Source organism: Tsukamurella ocularis (assembly GCF_965138335.1).
Classification (GTDB): domain Bacteria; phylum Actinomycetota; class Actinomycetes; order Mycobacteriales; family Mycobacteriaceae; genus Tsukamurella; species Tsukamurella ocularis_A.
The window spans coordinates 1-18,181 of sequence record NZ_CBCSDV010000027.1; the positions used below are offsets into that span (position 1 = coordinate 1).

Consider the following 18,181-nt stretch of genomic DNA (forward strand, 5'->3'; position numbering starts at 1 on the left):
GGCGCGGGCGGCGCGGCGGCGGGCGGCGCGGCGGCGGGCGGCGCGGCGACGGGCGGCGGACCGTCGNCGGTGACGCCGTGCTCGGTGAGCAGCGAGACCAGCCCCCGGTCCCATCCGGCGCTGACGTTGCGCACCTTCCACGCCCCGTTCCGGCGGTAGACCTCGGCGAGGACGGCGGCGCGCTCGGTGGTCAGCCCGGCGGCCGGGCAGTCGTCGGCGCCGATGCGGGCGCTCAACCCGGGGATCGAGGCCAGTGAGCCGGGGACCTTGTCGTCGAGCGCGACCGCGAGCCGGACGGTGTCGATCGCCGCCGGGACCGCCGTCAGGTCGAGGGCGAGGGTGTCCGGGCCGGTGAGCCGCACCGCGCCCTCGGGCGACGTGGGGCTGTTGAAGAAGACCAGGTCGGCATCGCTGCGCACCCGGCCGGCGTCGGTCACCTGGAGGGCGAAGAGATCGACCGATCCCGGTGCGACACCGGTGATGGAGACCGTGAGAGAGGTCTGGGACAGGGCCGCGTTCTGACCGCGCGCGAGTGACGTCACGATGTCGATTGTCGCAAGAATCGGACGGATCGGCGCGGAACGCCGCGAAATGCGAGTGACACGTCGTTCGGCTTGATGTTCCGGTCCGCGAACCCGGTGCCGCACCGTCGCGATCGCGTACTGTGAGTTTCGCGACCACGTCAGCGGGCGGCGGTGCGCCGTCGCCCATTTTCTCGGGAGGAATCACATGGGAGTCAGCCTCAGCAAGGGTGGAAACGTCTCGCTCACGAAGGAGGCCCCCGGCCTGACGGCGGTCGCCGTCGGCCTCGGCTGGGACGCGCGCAGCACCACCGGTTCCGACTTCGACCTGGACGCGAGCGCCCTCGCGGTCGACACCGCCAAGCGCGTGCTCGACGATCAGCACTTCGTCTTCTACAACAACCTCCGCTCCCCGGACGGCTCCATCGAGCACACCGGCGACAACCTCACGGGCGAGGGCGACGGCGACGACGAGGTCATCAACGTCAACCTCGTCGGCGTGCCGCCCCAGATCGACGCCGTGGTCTTCCCCGTCTCGATCCACGAGGCCGACAACCGCGGCCAGTCCTTCGGCCAGGTCCGCAACGCCTACATCCGCGTCGTGAACCAGGCCAACGGCCAGGAGATCGCCCGCTACGACCTGTCCGAGGACGCCTCGACCGAGACCGCGATGGTCTTCGGCGAGCTGTACCGGCACGGCACCGAGTGGAAGTTCCGCGCGATCGGCCAGGGCTACGCCTCGGGCCTCGCGGGAATCGCCCGCGACTTCGGCGTGAACATCTGACCTTTCGGGTACTTCGTCCGGATCCGGTATCCGAAACGTCGGTATAGTTCGAATCACACGCGGGGGCGGTCGGCGTCGTCGTGCTACCAGGAGGAACCAGGTATGGGAGTCAGTCTCGTCAAGGGCGGCAACGTCTCGCTCACCAAGGAGGCCCCCGGCCTCACCGCGGTGTCCGTCGGTCTCGGCTGGGATCTGCGCACCACCACGGGCACCGACTTCGACCTCGACGCCAGCGCCATCGGCATCGACGCCAACAAGAAGGTCGCCTCGCCGGAGAACTTCGTCTTCTTCAACAACCTGCGGACGCCGGACGGCTCGATCGAGCACACCGGCGACAACCTCACGGGTGAGGGCGACGGCGACGACGAGGTCATCAAGGTGAATCTCGCCGCGATCCCGCCGAACGTCGAGGGTGTGGTCTTCCCGGTCTCGATCTACGACGCCGACAACCGTGGCCAGTCCTTCGGCCAGGTCCGCAACGCGTTCATCCGGGTCGTGAACCAGGCCAACGGCCAGGAGATCGCCCGCTACGACCTGTCCGAGGACGCCTCGACCGAGACGGCCATGGTCTTCGGCGAGCTGTACCGCAACGGCGCGGAGTGGAAGTTCCGGGCCGTCGGCCAGGGCTACGCCTCGGGCCTCGCGGGAATCGCTCGCGACTACGGCGTCAACGTCTAGTACCCGCACCTCTCGAGCAGAGCGCGTAGACCCGGCGAGCGGACCCCGCACGCCGGGTCCTCGCGCTCCGCACCCCCTCTTCGAAAGGCCGATGTGTTCCGCATCTTCGGACTGTCCTTCTTCGTCACGATCGCCGCACTGGTCGCGGCGTTCTTCTACGGCGGCCCCGAGGCACTGGTCCTCACGCTGATCCTCGGCATCCTCGAGGTCAGCCTCTCGTTCGACAACGCCGTCATCAACGCGACCGTGCTGCAGCGCATGAGCCAGTTCTGGGTGCGCATGTTCCTCACGGTGGGCATCCTGATCGCGGTCTTCGGCATGCGCCTGGTGTTCCCGCTCGCGATCGTGTGGATCACCGCCGGCCTGAATCCGGTGCAGGCCCTCGACCTGGCGCTCAACCCGCCGGCCGACGGTGCCCACTACTTCCCCGACGGCAGCGCCAGCTACCAGACGCTGATCGAGGCCGCGCACCCGCAGATCGCGGCCTTCGGCGGCATGTTCCTGCTCATGCTGTTCCTCGACTTCATCTTCGATCCCGAGCGCGAGATCACCTGGCTCAGCTGGATCGAGAAGCCGCTGCAGCGCATCGGCCAGCTCGACCGGTTCTCGATCATCGTGGCCCTGGTGGCGCTGCTGGCCACCGGCGTCTGGGCGGCGCACACCGTCGACGAGTCGAAGACCGTCTTCATCGCGGGCCTCCTCGGCCTCGTCACCTACATCGTGGTCAACGGCCTCGGCGAGTTCTTCCACGTGGAGGAGCTCGAGGAGGAGGCGGAGGCCGCCCGGTCCGGCCCGTCGGAGCTGGCGAAGGCGACCGGTAAGGCCGGCTTCTTCCTGTTCCTGTACCTGGAGGTCCTCGACGCGTCGTTCTCCTTCGACGGCGTGATCGGCGCGTTCGCCATCACCGCGGACCCGATCATCATCGCCCTGGGCCTCGGCTTCATCGGCGCGATGTTCGTCCGCTCGCTCACCGTCTACCTCGTGGAGAAGGGCACGCTCTCCGAGTACGTGTACCTCGAGCACGGCGCGCACTGGGCCATCGGCGCGCTGGCCGGGATCCTGCTGTTCTCGATCCACACCCCGGTGCCCGAGCTGGTCACCGGTCTGGTCGGCGTGGTGCTGATCCTCGCCGCGCTCTTCTCGAGCATCCTCCGCAACCGGCGCGAGGGCGACGGCGAGGGCGACGGGGCGGTCATCGCCGACGGCCCGACCGTGTCCACCTCGCAGACGATCGAGTCCTGAGCGACCCCGACACCGTGGCAGCGAATCCGTTCCGCAGGTTGTTCGGTGGGGAACCGGCCGGTTCCCCACCGACCCCGCCTGGAGGCGGCTCGGACACTGCGCTGACCAGCGCCTTCCTCGATGCGGACCGCCGCTTCAGCGCGCTCGACGAGGACGTGCGCACGCTGTCGGCGCAGAACCCGAACGCGCCCGCCGTGCAGCAGTGGCCCACCATCCGGGACCGCTTCGGCGGGGCCACGGAACGGTACCTGTGGGCCAGCGGCAGCCAGGCGGGCACGCGGCCGCCCACGCCGCAGGACCGGGAGGCCGCAGCGCGCGAACTGGCCGACCTGGTCTCGGTGCTGGACCGGTTCCACACCGATCACCAGCGCGCGCTCACCACCGCGCGCGGGGCGCGCGCGAGCTCGGCGGCGCAGGAGCAGACGGCCCGCGTGTCCGCCGAGCGCGCGACGGATCTGCTCGCGGCACCGTCGACGGCGCCGTACCTGACGCTGCGGCCCGTCGTCCGAGCCACGGACGCGCTGGTCGCCGCGGTGCGGCAGCTGGACTCCGCCCCGGACCTGGTGGCGCGGGACGCCGCGGCGCGGGCGGTGCAGGAGCGGGCTGCGGAGCTCACGGCCACCGTGGAGGCGGCTCCCCGGATCGGCGACGACGCCCAGCGCTCGCTCGCCGCGGCGAGCACGCGCCTGCAGGCCGTCCGGAACCGCGCCGGTGACCTCGCGGACACCCGGTCGGCTTTGCTGCGCGAGTTCAGCGCGGCCTGCTCCGCCGATCTGGTCGACAACGACAAGGTGGCCGCGCGCGAGTCCGCCGCCGCCGAGGCCGCCCTGGCGACGGCGGCGCTCCGCCTCCGCGAGGGCACCCCGGACCTCGCGCTCGAGGACGTGGGCCTCGCCCGCGACCACCTCGACACCGCCGACGCCGCGGTGAACGCCGTGGGCGAACGGCTGCGCACGCTCCGCGCCGCGAAGGCCGATCCCGCCGCCGTCGCCGCCCGGACCCGGTTCGCGCTCCGCGACGCCCAGCACCTGACCGTGCAGAAGCAGCAGGTGCATCGCTGGGGCACCGTGCTCGACGCGCAGAACGCCCGCATCGAGCGGGCCATCGCCGACCTCGACCGGGTGCACCCCGACTACTGGCAGTACCTGCAGACCCTCGCCGACGTCGACCGGATGATCTCCGACGCCGTGGACCGCATGCGGGGACGCGTGTGAGCGGCGCGCTGCATCACTTCCACCAGTTGTCCGACGAGGTGCGCGCCCGCCTGTTCCACCGCCCGCCGCAGGCCTTCGACCGGGGCGCGCCGCGCGAGACCCTCGCGCACGCCCTCGGCGCCACCCTCTACGTGCCGGCGACCCGGGCCGACCTCGCCGCGACGATCCTCCGCCGCCGCGACGACGGCGTGCTCTCGATGGTCGTCGACCTCGAGGACGCGGTCGCCGACGATGCCGTCCACCACGCCGTCGACGCCGCGACCGCGGCGCTGGCGGAGCTGGCCGAGATCGCGGATCCGTTGCCGCTGCTCTTCATCCGTCCGCGCACCACCGCCGACACCGCCGAACTGCTGGACCGGCTGGGCGACGGCGTCCGCGCCCTCACCGGGGTCGTGCTGCCGAAGTTCGCCGCCGCCGACGGCGCCGCGGCGTTCGCCGCGCTCGCGGAATGCGCACCGTCGCAACGCCTCTACGCGATGCCCGTGCTCGAGACCCCGCAGATCGTCTACCGCGAGACGCGCGACGAGCAGCTCGCCGGGATCTCCGAGGTGCTGCGCGCGCACCGGGACCGCGTGCTCGCGGTGCGGATCGGCGCCACCGACATGTCCGCGCTGTTCGGCATCCGCCGCGACCGCGACCTGACGATCTACGACGTGCACGTGGTCGCCGAGACGATCTCGGCGATCGTGGGCCGCCTCGCGCGCTCGGACGGCACCGGCTACGTGGTCACGGGCCCGGTGTGGGAGTACTTCGCCGATCACGAGCGCATGTTCCGGCCGCTGCTGCGCGCCACGCCCTTCGAGCGCAACCACGCCGCCCGGTTCCGCGAGCAACTCGTCGGCCGCGACCTCGACGGGCTGCTCCGGGAGACGGCGCTCGACCGCGCGAACGGCCTGCACGGCAAGACCGTGATCCACCCGTCCCACGTGGCGGCGGTGCACGCGCTCTCGGCGGTGACCCACGAGGAGTACGCGGACGCCCTCGACATCATGGGCGGCGACAGCGGCGGCGTGGAGGCCTCCAGCTATCGGAACAAGATGAACGAGATGAAGCCGCACCGCAATTGGGCGCGGCAGACACTGATCCGCGCGGACGTCTTCGGGGTCACCCGGGCCGAGGTCGGCTTCGTCGACCTGCTCACCGCGCTGGTGGAAGGACGATGATGGCGCCCACCCTGTGCGAAGGCCTGGGCATGCACGTGCGCGGCGACGCCGAACTCGGCGAGCTGATCGTGCCCGGCCTGCGCCGGAACCCGCGGCGCGCGCACCTGCTGGTGTCGACGGTCCTCGGCAAGCACATCCCCGCCGATCCGGCGGCCGTGCGGGCGGCGGCGGACCGGCTCGCCGACCGGGTGGCGGACCTGCTCGACGGGCCCTGCGTCGTCTTCGGTTTCGCCGAGACCGCGACGGGCCTGGGGCACTGCGTCGCGGCGCGGCTGGGCGCCGCCGTCTACCTGCAGTCCACCCGCCGCCCCGGCGGCGTCGTCCACGGCGAGTTCACCGAGGGGCACTCGCACGCGACCTCGCACCTCCTGCAGCCCACGTCGCCCGACCTCCTCTCCGCGGCCGACGTCCTGGTCCTCGTCGACGACGAGATCTCCACGGGCGCGACGGCCCTCGACTCGATCCGCGCGCTGCACGCGCTGGCCCCGCACCGCCGCTACGTCGTGGCCTCGCTCGTCGACCTGCGCTCGCCGGCGCACGTCGCGGACAACGCGCGCGCCGCGGCCGCCGCGGGGCTCGACGTCGCCTTCGTCGCGCTGGCGCACGGCACCGTCGACCTCCCCGACGGCCTCCCGGCCCGCGTGGCGGAACTGACTGCCACCCCGTCGAACCCGCGGGCGGCGCGCCCGGGCGCGGTGCGGACCGTCCACCCGTCCTGGCCGCAGGACGTGCCCGACGGTGGCCGGCACGGCGTGCTGGCCGTCGACCAGCCGCGCCTCGAGGAGGCCGCCTCGGCGGTCGCGGCGGCGCTCGCGCCCGAACTCGACGACCGCCCGGTGATCGTGGTGGGCCACGAGGAAATGATGTACCTGCCGCTGTGCGTGGCGGAGTCGCTCGCGCACAGCGGTTTCCGGGTGCGCTTCCAGACCACGACCCGCTCCCCGGCCCTCGTGCGCGACGAGGACGGCTACCCGCTGCGCCGCGGCTTCGAATTCCTCGCCCCCGAACCGGACGAGGAGGCGCCGCGCCGGCACCTCTACAACGCCGCGTGGCCCGGGGAGGACGCACGGATCGTGTTCGTCGCCGACTCCCCCGCCGATACCGAGCGGCTGCGGGCCCCGGGCGGGCTGCTCGACGTGCTCACCGCCGCGGGACACGACGTGCTCGCGGTGATCGTGCCGGCGTCGGACCAGGCCGCCCTCGCCGCGTCCCGCACCGGGGCGGCGGCCCGATGACCACCACCACCCCGCCACTGCGCGGGCCGGAGTTCGGGTCGTACGCGCCCGACGAGGTGACCTGGCTGCTCAAGGACCTCTCCGCGGTGACGCTCGAGGCCGACATCGCGGTGCGGGAACGTCGCATCCAGTCGGGCGAGGCGCACTACGCCGAGTCCCTGCCCATCGAGTACCAGCCGAGTGCCGAATACCGCGACCTCTTCGACGCGGCGCTCGCCGCCTCCGCGCCGCGCCTCGCCGAGGCCGTGGGCACGGTGACGGAGCTCCTGCTCGCCGAGCGCGGCCGCGATCTCGTCCTCGTCTCCCTGGCCCGCGCGGGCACGCCGATCGGGATCCTCATGCGCCGCTGGGCGCAGCACTTCCACGGGCTGGACCTGCCGCACTACGCCGTCTCCATCGTGCGCGGCCGCGGCATCGATCACGTGGCCCTCGATCACCTGGTGGCGCAGCACGATCCGACATCGATCGTGTTCGTCGACGGTTGGACGGGCAAGGGCGCCATCACCCGCGAGCTCGCGGAGGCCCTCGACGAGTACGCCGCCGCGACCGGCACGCGGCTGAACCCGGACCTGGCGGTCCTCGCCGATCCCGGCCACTGCGTACGCAGCTTCGGCACCCGCGACGACTTCCTCATCGCGTCCGCCTGCCTCAATTCGACGGTGTCCGGCCTGGTCTCGCGGACCGTGCTCAACGCCGACCTGATCGGCCCGGCGGACTTCCACGGCGCCAAGTTCTACGCCGACCTCGCGCCGTACGACGTCTCCGGCGTCCTGCTCGACACCGTGTCCGCAGCGTTCGACGGCGCCGCCCCGGCCGCGCGCGCCGAGGCCCGCCGTCTCGCCGCCGATCCCGCTGCGCGCGTACCGGACTGGTCCGGCTGGGCCACGGTGGAGCGGGTGTGCGCGGAGTACGGCGTCTCGACGGCGAACCTGGTCAAGCCGGGCATCGGCGAGACCACCCGGGTACTGCTGCGCCGCGTCCCCTGGCGGGTCCTGTTGCGCGACCCCGACGATCCGGACCACCTGCACATCCGGCGCCTCGCGGCGGAGCGCGACGTGCCGATCGAGATCGTGCCGGACCTCGCCTACGCGTGCATCGGCCTCATCAAGGAGGACTCGTGAGCGCCTTCGTCACCAGCGATCTCGATCGCACCCTCATCTACTCGCAGGCCGCCGCGGGGCCGGCGTTCGGCACCGCCGAACCGGTGTGCGTGGAGATCTACCGCGACGCGCCGCTCTCGTACATGACCCCGGACTCACACGCGGGCCTCGCCGCCCTCGCCGCCGCGACACCCGTGGTGCCCACCACGACCCGCACCCCGGAGCAGTACCTCCGGGTGCGCCTTCCGGGCCCGCCGTTCCGCTTCGCGATCTGCTCCAACGGCGGCGAGATCCTCGTCGACGGCGTGCCGGACCCGCAGTGGCGGGACCACGTCCGCGGCCTGCTCGCGGCGCTGCCCGCGGACCTCGACGCCATCGCCGCCCAGCTGGAGACCCGGCTCGCCCCCGGGTGGGGCGCGCGCCTGCGGCTCGTGCCGGGCCTGTTCGCCTACGTCGTGTCCGAGGTCCGGATCCCCACTGAGACGGTCGAGGAGTGGCGGGCGTACTGCGCCCCGCTGGGGTGGACCATCTCGCAGCAGGGCCGCAAGCTCTACACCATTCCCGAACCCGTGACCAAGTCCCGTGCGGCGCTGGAGGTCCGGCGCCGCCTCGAAGCCGCCCGCGCCCTCGCCCCGGGCGCGCCCTGGCTCGCCGCCGGCGACGGCGCCCTCGACGCCGACCTGCTCGCGGCCGCCGATGCCGCGATCCGCCCGCGGCACGGCGAGCTCGAGGAGCAGGCCTTCACGCTGCCGCACCTCGCGCTCACCGGCACCGCCGGGATCGACGCCGGCGCCGAGATCGTCGCGTGGCTCGCCGACCGCGCCGCCACCGTTGTCCCCGTCCCCGATCCGATCAAGGAGATCCGATGACCGCACTGTCCAAGGGCCAGAACGGGCCGCTGCCCGCCGGGCCGGTCACCGTCACCGTCGAGCTGCCCGCGCCCGCCGACGTCTCCGCCCTGCTCGTGACCGAGTCGGGGAAGGTCCGCTCGGACGCCGACTTCGTCTTCTTCAACCAGCCCACCGGGCCCGGCGTGAGCCTGGCGAACGGCGCGCTGCGCATCGACGGCGCGGGCCTGCCCGCCGACATCACGCAGGTGCGCGTCGCGATCACCCTCGATGACGCCTCCGCATCCTTCGGGCGGTTCGGCGCCCCCGTCGCCCGCGTCGCCGACGGTGCGGGAACCCCGCTGTACGAGTACCCGATCGATGGGCTGAGCAGCGAATCCGTCGTGATCGCGGTGGAGATCTACCGGCGCGGCGCCGACTGGAAGGTCCGGGCCGTCGGCCAGGGCTACGCCGGCGGGTTCGCCGACCTGGTCCGCGATCACGGCGTCAGCGTCGACGANNCNCCCGCCACGNCGCCGGCCGCTCCGCTGCCCCCGGCCGCCCCCGCAGTCCCGCAAGCCGCGCAGGCACCGCCCACCGCACCGTCGAACCCAGCACCGCCCGCGCCGTCGGGGCAGCCGATCGACTACTTCGCAAGCGGGGCGGCACCGTCGGCGCCGGCGGGCAGCGCGCCGATCGACTACTTCAACACCCCCGCACCGCAGCAGAACCCGCCGCAGCAGACGTCCGCGCAGCAGCCCTACACGCCCACGGCGCAGCTCGCGGGACAGCAGCAGGCCGCGGGGTCCGGCGAGATCAGCCTGACCAAGAACAAGCGGGTCGACCTCACCAAGGGGCAGAAGGTGGTGCTGCGCAAGGACGGCGGCGTCCAGCTCACGCGCATCGCGATGGGCCTGGGCTGGGATCCGGTGCGCAAGCAGGGCCTGTTCGGCTCGAAGACCAAGGACATCGACCTCGATGCCTCGGTGGTGCTCTACGCGGGGCAGCAGCCGGTGGACGTGGTCTACTTCGGCCAGCTGCAGTCGAAGGACGGCTCGATCCAGCACCTGGGCGACAACCTCACCGGCGCGGGCGACGGCGACGACGAGGTGGTGAACGTGAACCTGCCATCGGTGACGCCGCAGGTCACCACGCTCGTGTTCATCGTGAGCTCGTACCAGGGGCAGCGCTTCGACCAGGTGGACAACGCGTACTGCCGGCTCGTGGACTCGACGACGAACACCGAGCTGGCGCGATTCGCGCTCGCCGGCGGCATGCCCTACACGGGGATCGTCATGTGCACCATCGCCCGGCAGGGCGGCGACTGGAAGCTGCAGGCGATCGGCGAGTGCATCAACGCCAAGACCCCGCGGGACGCCGTCCCGCAGCTCGCGCCCTTCCTGGCGTGAGGCTGTGGAGGATCGACCCCGGTGAGCGGGGTCGATCCTCCACAGGGCGCGATCGCGACTACGCCGCCGCGGCGATCTTCTTCGTCCGCAGGTACAGCGCGGCGCAGATCGCGGCGAACACGACGACGCCGAGAGCCTCGCCCCAGTGCAGCCAGCCCTCGCCGATGAACGGCAGGGCCAACGGCTCGTCCTTGTCGGTGGCCACGACGATGCCGGCGTAGATCACGCCGAACAGCGACTCACCGACGATGAGACCGGTCGCGAGCAGCGTGCCCAGGCGCTTGCGCCCCTCGGCCACCTCACCCTTGGCCGAGCTGTCCGCCCAGCGGTTGTAGAAGTAGCCCAGCAGCGCGCCGACCGGGATCATGAGCGTCACGCTCATCGGCAGGTACATGCCCATGCCCACGGCCAGCGGCGGCAGGCGGAACTTCGAGGTCCGGGAGAGCACCTCGTCGATCGCGATGACGACGGCGCCGATGAGCACGCCGAGGCCGATGAGGCCCCAGTCCAGGTCACCGCCGAAGACACCCTTGGACAGGCTCGCGAGCAGCGAGGCCTGCGGCGCTGCGAGGGCGTTGTCGCCCGCACCCGGGGCCCCGACGAAGCCGAAGCCGTTCTGCAGCAGATCCAGCACCGGCGGGATGATGGCGGAGCCGAAGGCCACGCCGATCACGAGCGCCACCTGCTGCTTCCACGGCGTCGCGCCGACCAGCTGACCCGTCTTGAGGTCCTGCAGGTTGTCGTTGGAGATGGTGGCGATGGAGAAGATGATCGCGGCGGTGAACAGCGTGTAGGCGATCAACGCGGTCGCGGTGTCACCCTCCGACGGTCCCCAGACCGCGCGGATGAGCAGCGCCGCCGACAGCACGACCAGGATGCCGACGCCCGAGACCGGGCTGTTGGACGCGCCGATCAGGCCGGCCATGTAGCCGCACACGGACGCGACCACGAGGCCCAGCACCAGGATGTAGACGATGCTCAGCGTGATGATGCCGCCGGCCTGGCCCTCGAGGGCGGTGCCGTTGGTGAACGTCCACAGCAGCACCCCGATCGGCACGAGCGAGGCGACGACGACGCCCGCCACGTACGGGAAGGGCATGTCGCGCTCGGTGATGTCCACGAGCTCGCCGTCGCGCCGCTTGCGCGACGAGGCGATCGAGTCGGCGATGCCGCGCAGCACGGGGCCGAGGATCTTGATGAGCGTCCACACGGCGGCGATGGCGATCGCGCCGGCGCCGATGAGGCGGACCTCGGTGCTGAACGCGGTCGAGATGACCTTGGTGATGCTGCCCGTCTCCGGCAGGTCGCCCGCGGTCCACATCGGCAGCAGCACGAAGTAGGAGATGACGAGGCCCACGATCATCGCGAAGCCGACGGTGACGCCCACGAGGTGACCGACGCCGATCAACGCGAAGGACAGGCCGGGCACGAACAGCGTGCCGCCGTTGCCGATCCGCAGCGTGGTGGACAGGCCCTCGGCGACGATCTTCATCTTCGCGAGCAGCGCGTAGCCCGCGGCCGCCAGCGAGCCCAGCACGATGAGGCGCAGGCCGCGCTTGTTCTCCTGCGCGCCCTCGGCGGTGTCGCCGACCTTGAGCACCTCGGCGGCGGCGACGCCCTCGGGGAAGGGCAGGTCGGAGCCCGTCACCAGGGCCCGGCGCAGCGGGATCGAGTACATGACGCCGAGTACGCCGCCGACCAGACAGACCAGGGTGGTGGTCCAGTACGGGAAGCCCTGCCACCAGCCGATCATCACCAGACCGGGGAGGATGAAGACGATGGCCGAGAGGGTGCCCGCCGCCGACGCGATCGTCTGGACGATGTTGTTCTCGACGATCGAGTGGTTCGCGAAGTAACGCAGCAGCGCCATCGAGATCACGGCCGCCGGGATCGACGTGGCGAAGGTCAGGCCGACCTTGAGCCCCAGGTAGGCGTTGGCCGCGGTGAAGACGAGCGTGATGATGCCGCCGAGGATGACGGCGCGGGTCGTGAACTCGCGGACGCCGGATCTCGGCGCTGCGGGTACCTGTGTGGACATTGATGTATCCCTTCTCAAGGACGTGGCCGGTTCGGCCGAACGTGAAAACATTAGGTCCAAGCCGGCGATCGCACGACACGAACGCGCCAGGTCGTGTGTAACGGTCACGAGTCGTAGGGTGGGTGCGTGCGATTCGGTGTGGTCATTCTGCCCCAGTACCCGTGGCCCGAGGCGCGGCGGCGCTGGCGCAAGGCGGAGGAGCTGGGCTTCGATCACGCCTGGACCTACGACCACCTGTCGTGGCGCACGCTGGCCGATCAGCCCTGGGGCGCGACGGTCCCGCTCCTGACCGCCGCGGCCACCGCGACGGAACGGATCCGGCTGGGCACGTTCGTGACCTCGCCGAACTTCCGCCACCCCGTCCCGTTCGCGAAGGACCTGGCCGGCGTGGACGAGATCTCCGGCGGTCGCCTCCTGCTGGGGATCGGGTCCGGCGGCACGGGATTCGACGCGTTCGTGCTCGGGCAGCCGGAGCTCACGCCGCGGCAACGGCACGAGCGGTTCGTGGAGTTCACCCGCGACCTCGACGTGCTCCTGCGCTTCGAGCAGGAGGGGCCGATCTCGTTCGACGGTCCGCTGTACCGCGCCGTCGACGCGCGCATGGTCGGCGCGCCCGCACAGTCGCCCCGCATGCCCTTCGTGCTCGCGGCGAACGGCCCGAAGGGGCTGCGGCTCGTGGCCGAGCTCGGGCAGGGCTGGGTCACCACCGGGCCCGACGGTGCCGTCGGCGCGGACTGGTGGTCCCGTGTCGCCGAGCTCTCGAAGCGCCTCGACGACGCCCTCGCCGACGCCGGTCGCGACCCGAGCAGCGTCGAGCGGCACCTGGCGGTCGACTTCAGCGGCACCTACAGCCTCAGCTCACCCGGCGCGGCCGACGACGCGGTCGGCCGCGCCGCCGAGCTCGGGTTCACGGACGTGATCGTCCACTGGCCCCGCCCCGGCGAGCCCTTCCACGGGACCGAGGACGCGCTCGACGCCTTCGCCGCGCGCCACCGCGGCTGACCTCTCTCGGTATCCGCGCACCCGCCGCGGCTGAGCGCACGCGTGCCGTGCGCACAGCAGCGTGCCGTGCGCGCGAGGTGACGCCGCACCTCCGGGTCGCCGTTTACCCGGTCTTTCCCTACTGATCACGTTGCACTCCTACATTGGCGGGGATTCAGCCCAGCCAGCACGATCAGCCCAGCTCAGCCTCAGGGAGACCCCATGCGCCTGCCCAACCTGCGCCTGCTCACCGATCACGACGGTAAGTCGGCCCGCTCGCACACCACCTGCAAGTACAAGTGCGGGAACCAGTGCTTCCGCGAGCACGACAACCAGTCGGACAACGAGTACTTCGGTGACATCACCCGCCGCACCGTCCTCCGCGGCGCGGGCGTGGCGGCGCTGGGCGCCGGCGCGGTCACCGTCCTCGCCGCCTGCGGCGACAACGGCTCCACCGGGGCGGGCGCCTCGTCGAGCGCGGCGGCGGGCAACGGCGCACCGTCGGAGAACGTCAACGCCCCCGGCCTGAACTTCAACGCCATCACCCCGAACAAGGCCGACGCCGTGACCGTGCCCGAGGGCTACGAGCAGGCCGTCGTGATCCGCTGGGGCGATCCGGTGGTGCCCGGCGCGCCGCAGTTCGACTTCGACAACCAGACGCCCGAGGCGCAGGCACAGCAGTTCGGCTTCAACAACGACTTCACGGATCTCATCGCCGTGGAGGGCAAGCCGGACACCTTCCTCATGGTGTGCAACCAGGAGTACACGACCGGCACCGCCATGTTCAAGGGCTACAAGGAGGGCGATCCCACCGAGAACCAGGTGCGCGTCGAGATGGCCGCGCACGGCATCACGGTGGTCGAGGTCAAGGGCGAGCCCGGCTCGGGCAAGCTGACTCCCGTTCTGGGCGAGTACAACCGACGCATCACCGCGTCGACGGAGTTCGAGCTGCGCGGCCCCGCCGCCGGCACCTTCTTCACCCGGACCACCGCGGACCCGACCGGCACCCGCGTGCTGGGCACGATCGCCAACTGCTCGGGCGGCATCACCCCGTGGGGCACCATGATCTCCGGCGAGGAGAACTACACCAACTACTTCTCCGGAGCCGAGACGCCTCCGCTGGACGGCCTCAAGGAGGGCTGGAAGCGCTACGGCGTGGGCAAGGACGAGGACGCCCACCACTGGATGAAGTTCGAGGACCGGTTCGACCTGTCCAAGGAGCCCAACGAGATCAACCGCTTCGGCTACCTCGTCGAGGTCAACCCGCACGACCCGAAGTCGACGCCGATCAAGCACTCGGCCCTGGGTCGCATGAAGCGCGAGGGCGGCAACATCTACGTCACGCCCAGCGGCGACGTGGTCACCTACTGCGGCGACGACTCGAAGTTCGAGTACATCTACAAGTTCGTCAGCTCGCGGAAGATCCAGCCGGGCAAGGGCGCCGCCGCCATGGAGGCGAACATGCGGATCCTCGACGAGGGCACGCTGTACGTCGCGAAGTTCGAGGGCCAGAAGGTGGAGAACGGCACGGTCCCGGACGGCGGCTACAAGGGCACCGGGAAGTGGATCCCGCTGCTCACCACCAAGGCCGACGGCAGCGCCGAGTCGCACGTCGAGGGCATGGCGGCCGAGAACGTGGCCCTGTGGACCCGCGTCGCGGGCGACAAGGTGGGCGCCACCAAGATGGACCGCCCCGAGGACATCGAGCCGAACCCCAAGACCGGCAAGATCTACTGCGCGCTGACCAACAACAGCGACCGCGGCACCGAGGGCAAGGCGGGCATCGACACCCCGAACCCGCGGGTGAAGAACAAGAGCGGCCAGCTGCTCGAGATCACCGACAACCACACGGGCACCGACTTCTCCTGGGACCTGCTGCTGGTGTGCGGCGACCCCGCCGCCGCCGACACCTACTACGGCGGCTTCGACAAGACCAAGGTCTCGCGGATCAGCTGCCCCGACAACGTCACCTTCGATTCCCACGGCAACCTGTGGATCTCGACGGACGGCACCAACGCCACGTTCGACAGCAACGACGGCCTGTTCGGCGTCGTCCTGGAAGGCAAGGACCGCGGCCTGACCAAGCAGTTCCTCACGGTGCCCTTCGGCGCCGAGACGTGCGGCCCCGTCGTGCGCGACAACCGCGTGCTCGTCGCCGTGCAGCACCCGGGCGAGACCGACGACGCCACCGCCGACAAGCCCACCTCGCACTGGCCCGACGGCGGCTCGTCGCAGCCCCGTCCGTCGGTGGTCGCGGTGTGGAAGAAGTCGGGGAACATCGGGTCGTAGCCCCGCGGTTCCGCCGGTCCGACGGTGCCGGGCTCGCCTGCGGGCGCGCCCGGCACCGTCGTCTTTACCCTTAGTATCGAGGCCATGACCTCCGCGTCCGAAGCCCCCGACGCCGTGTCGGCCCCGTCGGCCCCGTCACCCGGCGCCGCGATCGACGATCTGGCCGCGCGCCTGCGCTCCCCGCTCCTGCAGCTGCACTTCCTGGTGCGCCGCAACACCCCGGGGCCCGATCTCACGCCGGCGCAGCAGGCCGCGCTCCAGAGCCTGCTGCTCCTGGGCCCCGTGCGGATGGGCGAACTCGCCCGCTACCTGCGGATCCGGCTGCCCTCGGCGACGAGCGCCGTCGACGGCCTCGAGCGGCTCGGCCTCGCCGAGCGCAGCCCGGACCCCGACGACGGCCGGGCCGTGGTCGTGCGGCTCTCGGAGCACGGGCAGCAGCTGACCTCCGAACTGGTGGCGGCGCGCAACGCGATGCTGGCCGGACACCTGGGCGAGCTGACGGACGAGGACCGCGCGAACCTGGACCGCGCGATCCCCGCGCTGCACCGGCTCATGGACCGGTACCGCGAGGACCTCTGAGGAATCAGTCACACGCGCTTGCCTTTCGCACGACGAATTAGTTAGGATTTCGTAGTATTGAAAGGAGCTGCGATGACGACCACCGCCGACCGAACCCCGAGCGCCCACGCACACCCCAGCCTGCGCGAGACGCTCTCCCATCAGCCCAAGGCGGTGTGGGTCACGGCCTTCGCCGCGGTCATCGCGTTCATGGGGATCGGTCTCGTCGACCCGATCCTGGTGTCGATCGCGGAGTCCTTGCACGCCACGCCGAGTCAGACGACGCTGCTGTTCTCCTCCTACCTGGGCGTGCAGGTCGTGGCGATGCTCTTCATCGGCTGGTTCACCTCGATGTTCGGCGCCAAGCGCACCGTGATCGCCGGCCTGCTGCTCATCGTCGTCGCCGCGGCGGCCTGCGCCCTCGCGAACTCGATCGGCGTGCTGGTGGCCTGGCGCGCGGTGTGGGGCCTGGGCAACGCGTTGTTCATCGCCACCGCCCTCGCCGTGATCGTGGCCGCCGCCACCGGCGGCCAGCAGGGCGCGATCCTGCTCTACGAGGCGGCCCTCGGCCTCGGCCTGGCCGTGGGCCCGCTGCTGGGCGCCGTGCTCGGCGGCGTCTCGTGGCGCGGCCCCTTCGCCGGCACCGCGGTCCTCATGCTCATCGGCGCCGTCCTCTGCGCCACCATGCTCAAGCCCGATGCGGCGGAGGCGAAGGAGAAGCGGCAGCGCGAGGGCACCGTCTCCCCGCTCGCGCCTCTGCGCGCCCTGCGCCAGCGGGGCCTGTTCCTCACCGGCCTCGGATCCGCCTTCTACACCGCGGCCTTCTTCACCATCCTCGCGTGGTCGCCGTTCGTGCTGCACCGCAGCGCGTACTTCGTGGGTGCCGTGTTCGTTGGCTGGGGCCTCCTGGTCGCCGTGAGCGGCGTGTGGCTGGCGCCGAAGGTCGCCGCCGCCCTCGGCGAGCGGGCCGGCTCCATCGCCGCGGTCCTCGTCTACGGCGCGCTGCTGGTGGTCGCCGCGATCGGACATGAGAACGTCACCGTCGTGGTCACCGTCGTCGTGCTCTCGGGCATCCCGTCGGGCGTGCTGAACACGCTCTTCACCGGCACGGCCATGTCGATCGCCGACGCGCCGCGCCCCGTCGCCAGCGCCGGCTACAACTTCCTCCGCTGGGCCGGCGGCGCCCTCGCCGCCACGTTCGTCGCGCACTTCGCGAACTGGTTCGGCAGCCCCGCCGCCCCGTTCTACATCGGCGCGATCGCCTGCGTCGTGGCCGCCGTGATCCTGACCCAGGTGCGCGGCGCGGGTGCCGACTCCCACGACGTGCCGGCCGAAGCGGCCCTGGTCGGCGACGCCGAGTTCTGATCGGTACGGCGAAAACCCCGGCGGATCCTTGCGATTCGGCCGGGGTTCTCGCGTGTCCAGGTGTTGGTACCGTACGTCCATGACCGACGACGCCCGCCCCCTCGCCCTCGTCACCGGCGCCTCCCGCGGGCTCGGCGCGCACATCGCGCGCGGGCTCGGCGGTTCGCACCGTCTGCTACTGGGCGGCCGCCCCTCCCCCGCGCTCGACGCCCTCGTCGCCGAGTTCGACGGTGCCGCAGCCTTTCCGGCGGACCTCACCGATCACGCCGCGGTCCGGGAGCTCGCCGCGCCGATCGACCGCCTCGACGTGCTCGTGCACAACGCCGGGGTCGGTCGGATCGGCCGGATCGAGGACACCGCTGCTGCGGACTGGCGGGAGATGTTCGAGGTCAACCTGCTCGCCGTCGTCGAGCTCACGCGCGCGCTGCTGCCCGCGCTCCGCGCCGCGGGCGGCCACGTGGTGCTGCTCAACTCCGGCGCCGGGAAGCGCGCGAACCCCGGCTGGTCGGCCTACGCCGCGAGCAAGTTCGGGCTCACCGCCTTCGCCGAGGCGCTGCGGGCGGAGGAGCCTGCGCTGCGGGTGACCAGCGTCTTCCCCGGGCGGATCGACACCGAGATGCAGCGGGGGATCTTCGCCGCCGAGGGCCGCGAGTACGCCACCGAGGGCCTGCTCCGCCCGGAGACGGTCGCGCGGGCCGTGGTCCACGCGGTCGAGACCCCGGGCGACGCCCACCCCACCGAGATCGTGCTCCGGCCCCGGTGAAGGGCTGTGCCGGA

General features: G+C 71.7%; 16 protein-coding genes and 1 pseudogene. 15 read left to right on the forward strand and 2 right to left on the reverse strand.

Translation table 11 applies throughout. The features are described from left to right. Window positions 1-67: 67 nt before the first annotated feature. A pseudogene (locus ACNAYW_RS19755) lies at window positions 68-647 on the reverse strand (TerD family protein); the annotation flags it as partial. A gap of 82 nt (window positions 648-729) precedes the next feature. Between ACNAYW_RS19755 and ACNAYW_RS19760 the strand changes: the two are divergent. The 10 genes from ACNAYW_RS19760 to ACNAYW_RS19805 all read left to right on the forward strand — a co-directional run bounded on the left by ACNAYW_RS19760 (window position 730) and on the right by ACNAYW_RS19805 (window position 10,173). Further along, window positions 730-1,305, forward strand: a complete 576-nt coding sequence (locus ACNAYW_RS19760) for a TerD family protein (protein ID WP_415851351.1) — start codon at window positions 730-732, stop codon at window positions 1,303-1,305. 102 nt (window positions 1,306-1,407) lie between these two features. Continuing rightward, entirely contained in the window at window positions 1,408-1,983 is a 576-nt protein-coding gene (locus tag ACNAYW_RS19765; RefSeq protein WP_415851352.1) for a TerD family protein, read from the forward strand. A gap of 93 nt (window positions 1,984-2,076) precedes the next feature. Beyond that, window positions 2,077-3,225 carry a DUF475 domain-containing protein gene (locus tag ACNAYW_RS19770; RefSeq protein WP_415851353.1) on the forward strand — a complete coding sequence of 383 codons (1,149 nt, stop codon included), beginning with the start codon at window positions 2,077-2,079 and terminating at the stop codon, window positions 3,223-3,225. 14 nt (window positions 3,226-3,239) lie between these two features. After that, on the forward strand, window positions 3,240-4,439 hold the full coding sequence (locus tag ACNAYW_RS19775; RefSeq protein WP_415851354.1) for a hypothetical protein: 1,200 nt from the start codon (window positions 3,240-3,242) through the stop codon (window positions 4,437-4,439). Further along, window positions 4,436-5,602, forward strand: a complete 1,167-nt coding sequence (locus ACNAYW_RS19780; protein ID WP_415851355.1) for an HpcH/HpaI aldolase/citrate lyase family protein — start codon at window positions 4,436-4,438, stop codon at window positions 5,600-5,602. The genes ACNAYW_RS19775 and ACNAYW_RS19780 overlap by 4 nt, the downstream gene beginning before the upstream one ends. Further along, entirely contained in the window at window positions 5,602-6,837 is a 1,236-nt protein-coding gene (locus ACNAYW_RS19785; protein WP_415851402.1) for a phosphoribosyltransferase family protein, read from the forward strand. The genes ACNAYW_RS19780 and ACNAYW_RS19785 overlap by 1 nt, the downstream gene beginning before the upstream one ends. Further along, complete coding sequence (locus tag ACNAYW_RS19790; protein WP_415851356.1) at window positions 6,834-7,958, forward strand: cysteine protease StiP family protein; 1,125 nt, start codon at window positions 6,834-6,836, stop codon at window positions 7,956-7,958. The genes ACNAYW_RS19785 and ACNAYW_RS19790 overlap by 4 nt, the downstream gene beginning before the upstream one ends. Next, window positions 7,955-8,806 (forward strand): HAD family hydrolase, encoded by an 852-nt coding sequence (locus tag ACNAYW_RS19795; RefSeq protein ID WP_415851357.1) that lies wholly within the window; start codon window positions 7,955-7,957, stop codon window positions 8,804-8,806. The genes ACNAYW_RS19790 and ACNAYW_RS19795 overlap by 4 nt, the downstream gene beginning before the upstream one ends. Further along, the coding region (locus ACNAYW_RS19800) for a TerD family protein (protein WP_415851358.1) at window positions 8,803-9,284 on the forward strand (482 nt) is incomplete at its 3' end. The genes ACNAYW_RS19795 and ACNAYW_RS19800, both read left to right, overlap by 4 nt. Window positions 9,285-9,585: 301 nt before the next feature. After that, window positions 9,586-10,173, forward strand: a complete 588-nt coding sequence (locus tag ACNAYW_RS19805) for a TerD family protein (RefSeq protein ID WP_415851403.1) — start codon at window positions 9,586-9,588, stop codon at window positions 10,171-10,173. A gap of 58 nt (window positions 10,174-10,231) precedes the next feature. On the opposite strand, the gene ACNAYW_RS19810 is transcribed toward ACNAYW_RS19805, so the two are convergent. Then, window positions 10,232-12,211 (reverse strand): OPT family oligopeptide transporter, encoded by a 1,980-nt coding sequence (locus ACNAYW_RS19810; RefSeq protein WP_415851359.1) that lies wholly within the window; start codon window positions 12,209-12,211, stop codon window positions 10,232-10,234. 126 nt (window positions 12,212-12,337) lie between these two features. Between ACNAYW_RS19810 and ACNAYW_RS19815 the strand changes: the two genes are divergently transcribed. From ACNAYW_RS19815 to ACNAYW_RS19835, 5 genes are all read left to right on the forward strand, one after another. Further along, the gene (locus tag ACNAYW_RS19815; RefSeq protein WP_415851360.1) at window positions 12,338-13,213 is read left to right on the forward strand and encodes an LLM class flavin-dependent oxidoreductase; all 876 of its coding nucleotides are present in this window, start codon (window positions 12,338-12,340) and stop codon (window positions 13,211-13,213) included. A gap of 201 nt (window positions 13,214-13,414) precedes the next feature. Next, the gene (locus ACNAYW_RS19820) at window positions 13,415-15,481 is read left to right on the forward strand and encodes a PhoX family protein (protein WP_415851361.1); all 2,067 of its coding nucleotides are present in this window, start codon (window positions 13,415-13,417) and stop codon (window positions 15,479-15,481) included. 84 nt (window positions 15,482-15,565) lie between these two features. Further along, the gene (locus tag ACNAYW_RS19825) at window positions 15,566-16,060 is read left to right on the forward strand and encodes a MarR family winged helix-turn-helix transcriptional regulator (protein ID WP_415851362.1); all 495 of its coding nucleotides are present in this window, start codon (window positions 15,566-15,568) and stop codon (window positions 16,058-16,060) included. 72 nt (window positions 16,061-16,132) lie between these two features. Continuing rightward, window positions 16,133-17,404: an MFS transporter gene (locus tag ACNAYW_RS19830; protein ID WP_415851363.1), complete on the forward strand. Its 1,272-nt coding sequence runs from the start codon at window positions 16,133-16,135 to the stop codon at window positions 17,402-17,404. Between the two features lie 79 nt (window positions 17,405-17,483). Beyond that, window positions 17,484-18,167, forward strand: a complete 684-nt coding sequence (locus ACNAYW_RS19835) for an SDR family oxidoreductase (RefSeq protein ID WP_415851364.1) — start codon at window positions 17,484-17,486, stop codon at window positions 18,165-18,167. Window positions 18,168-18,181 lie beyond the last annotated feature (14 nt).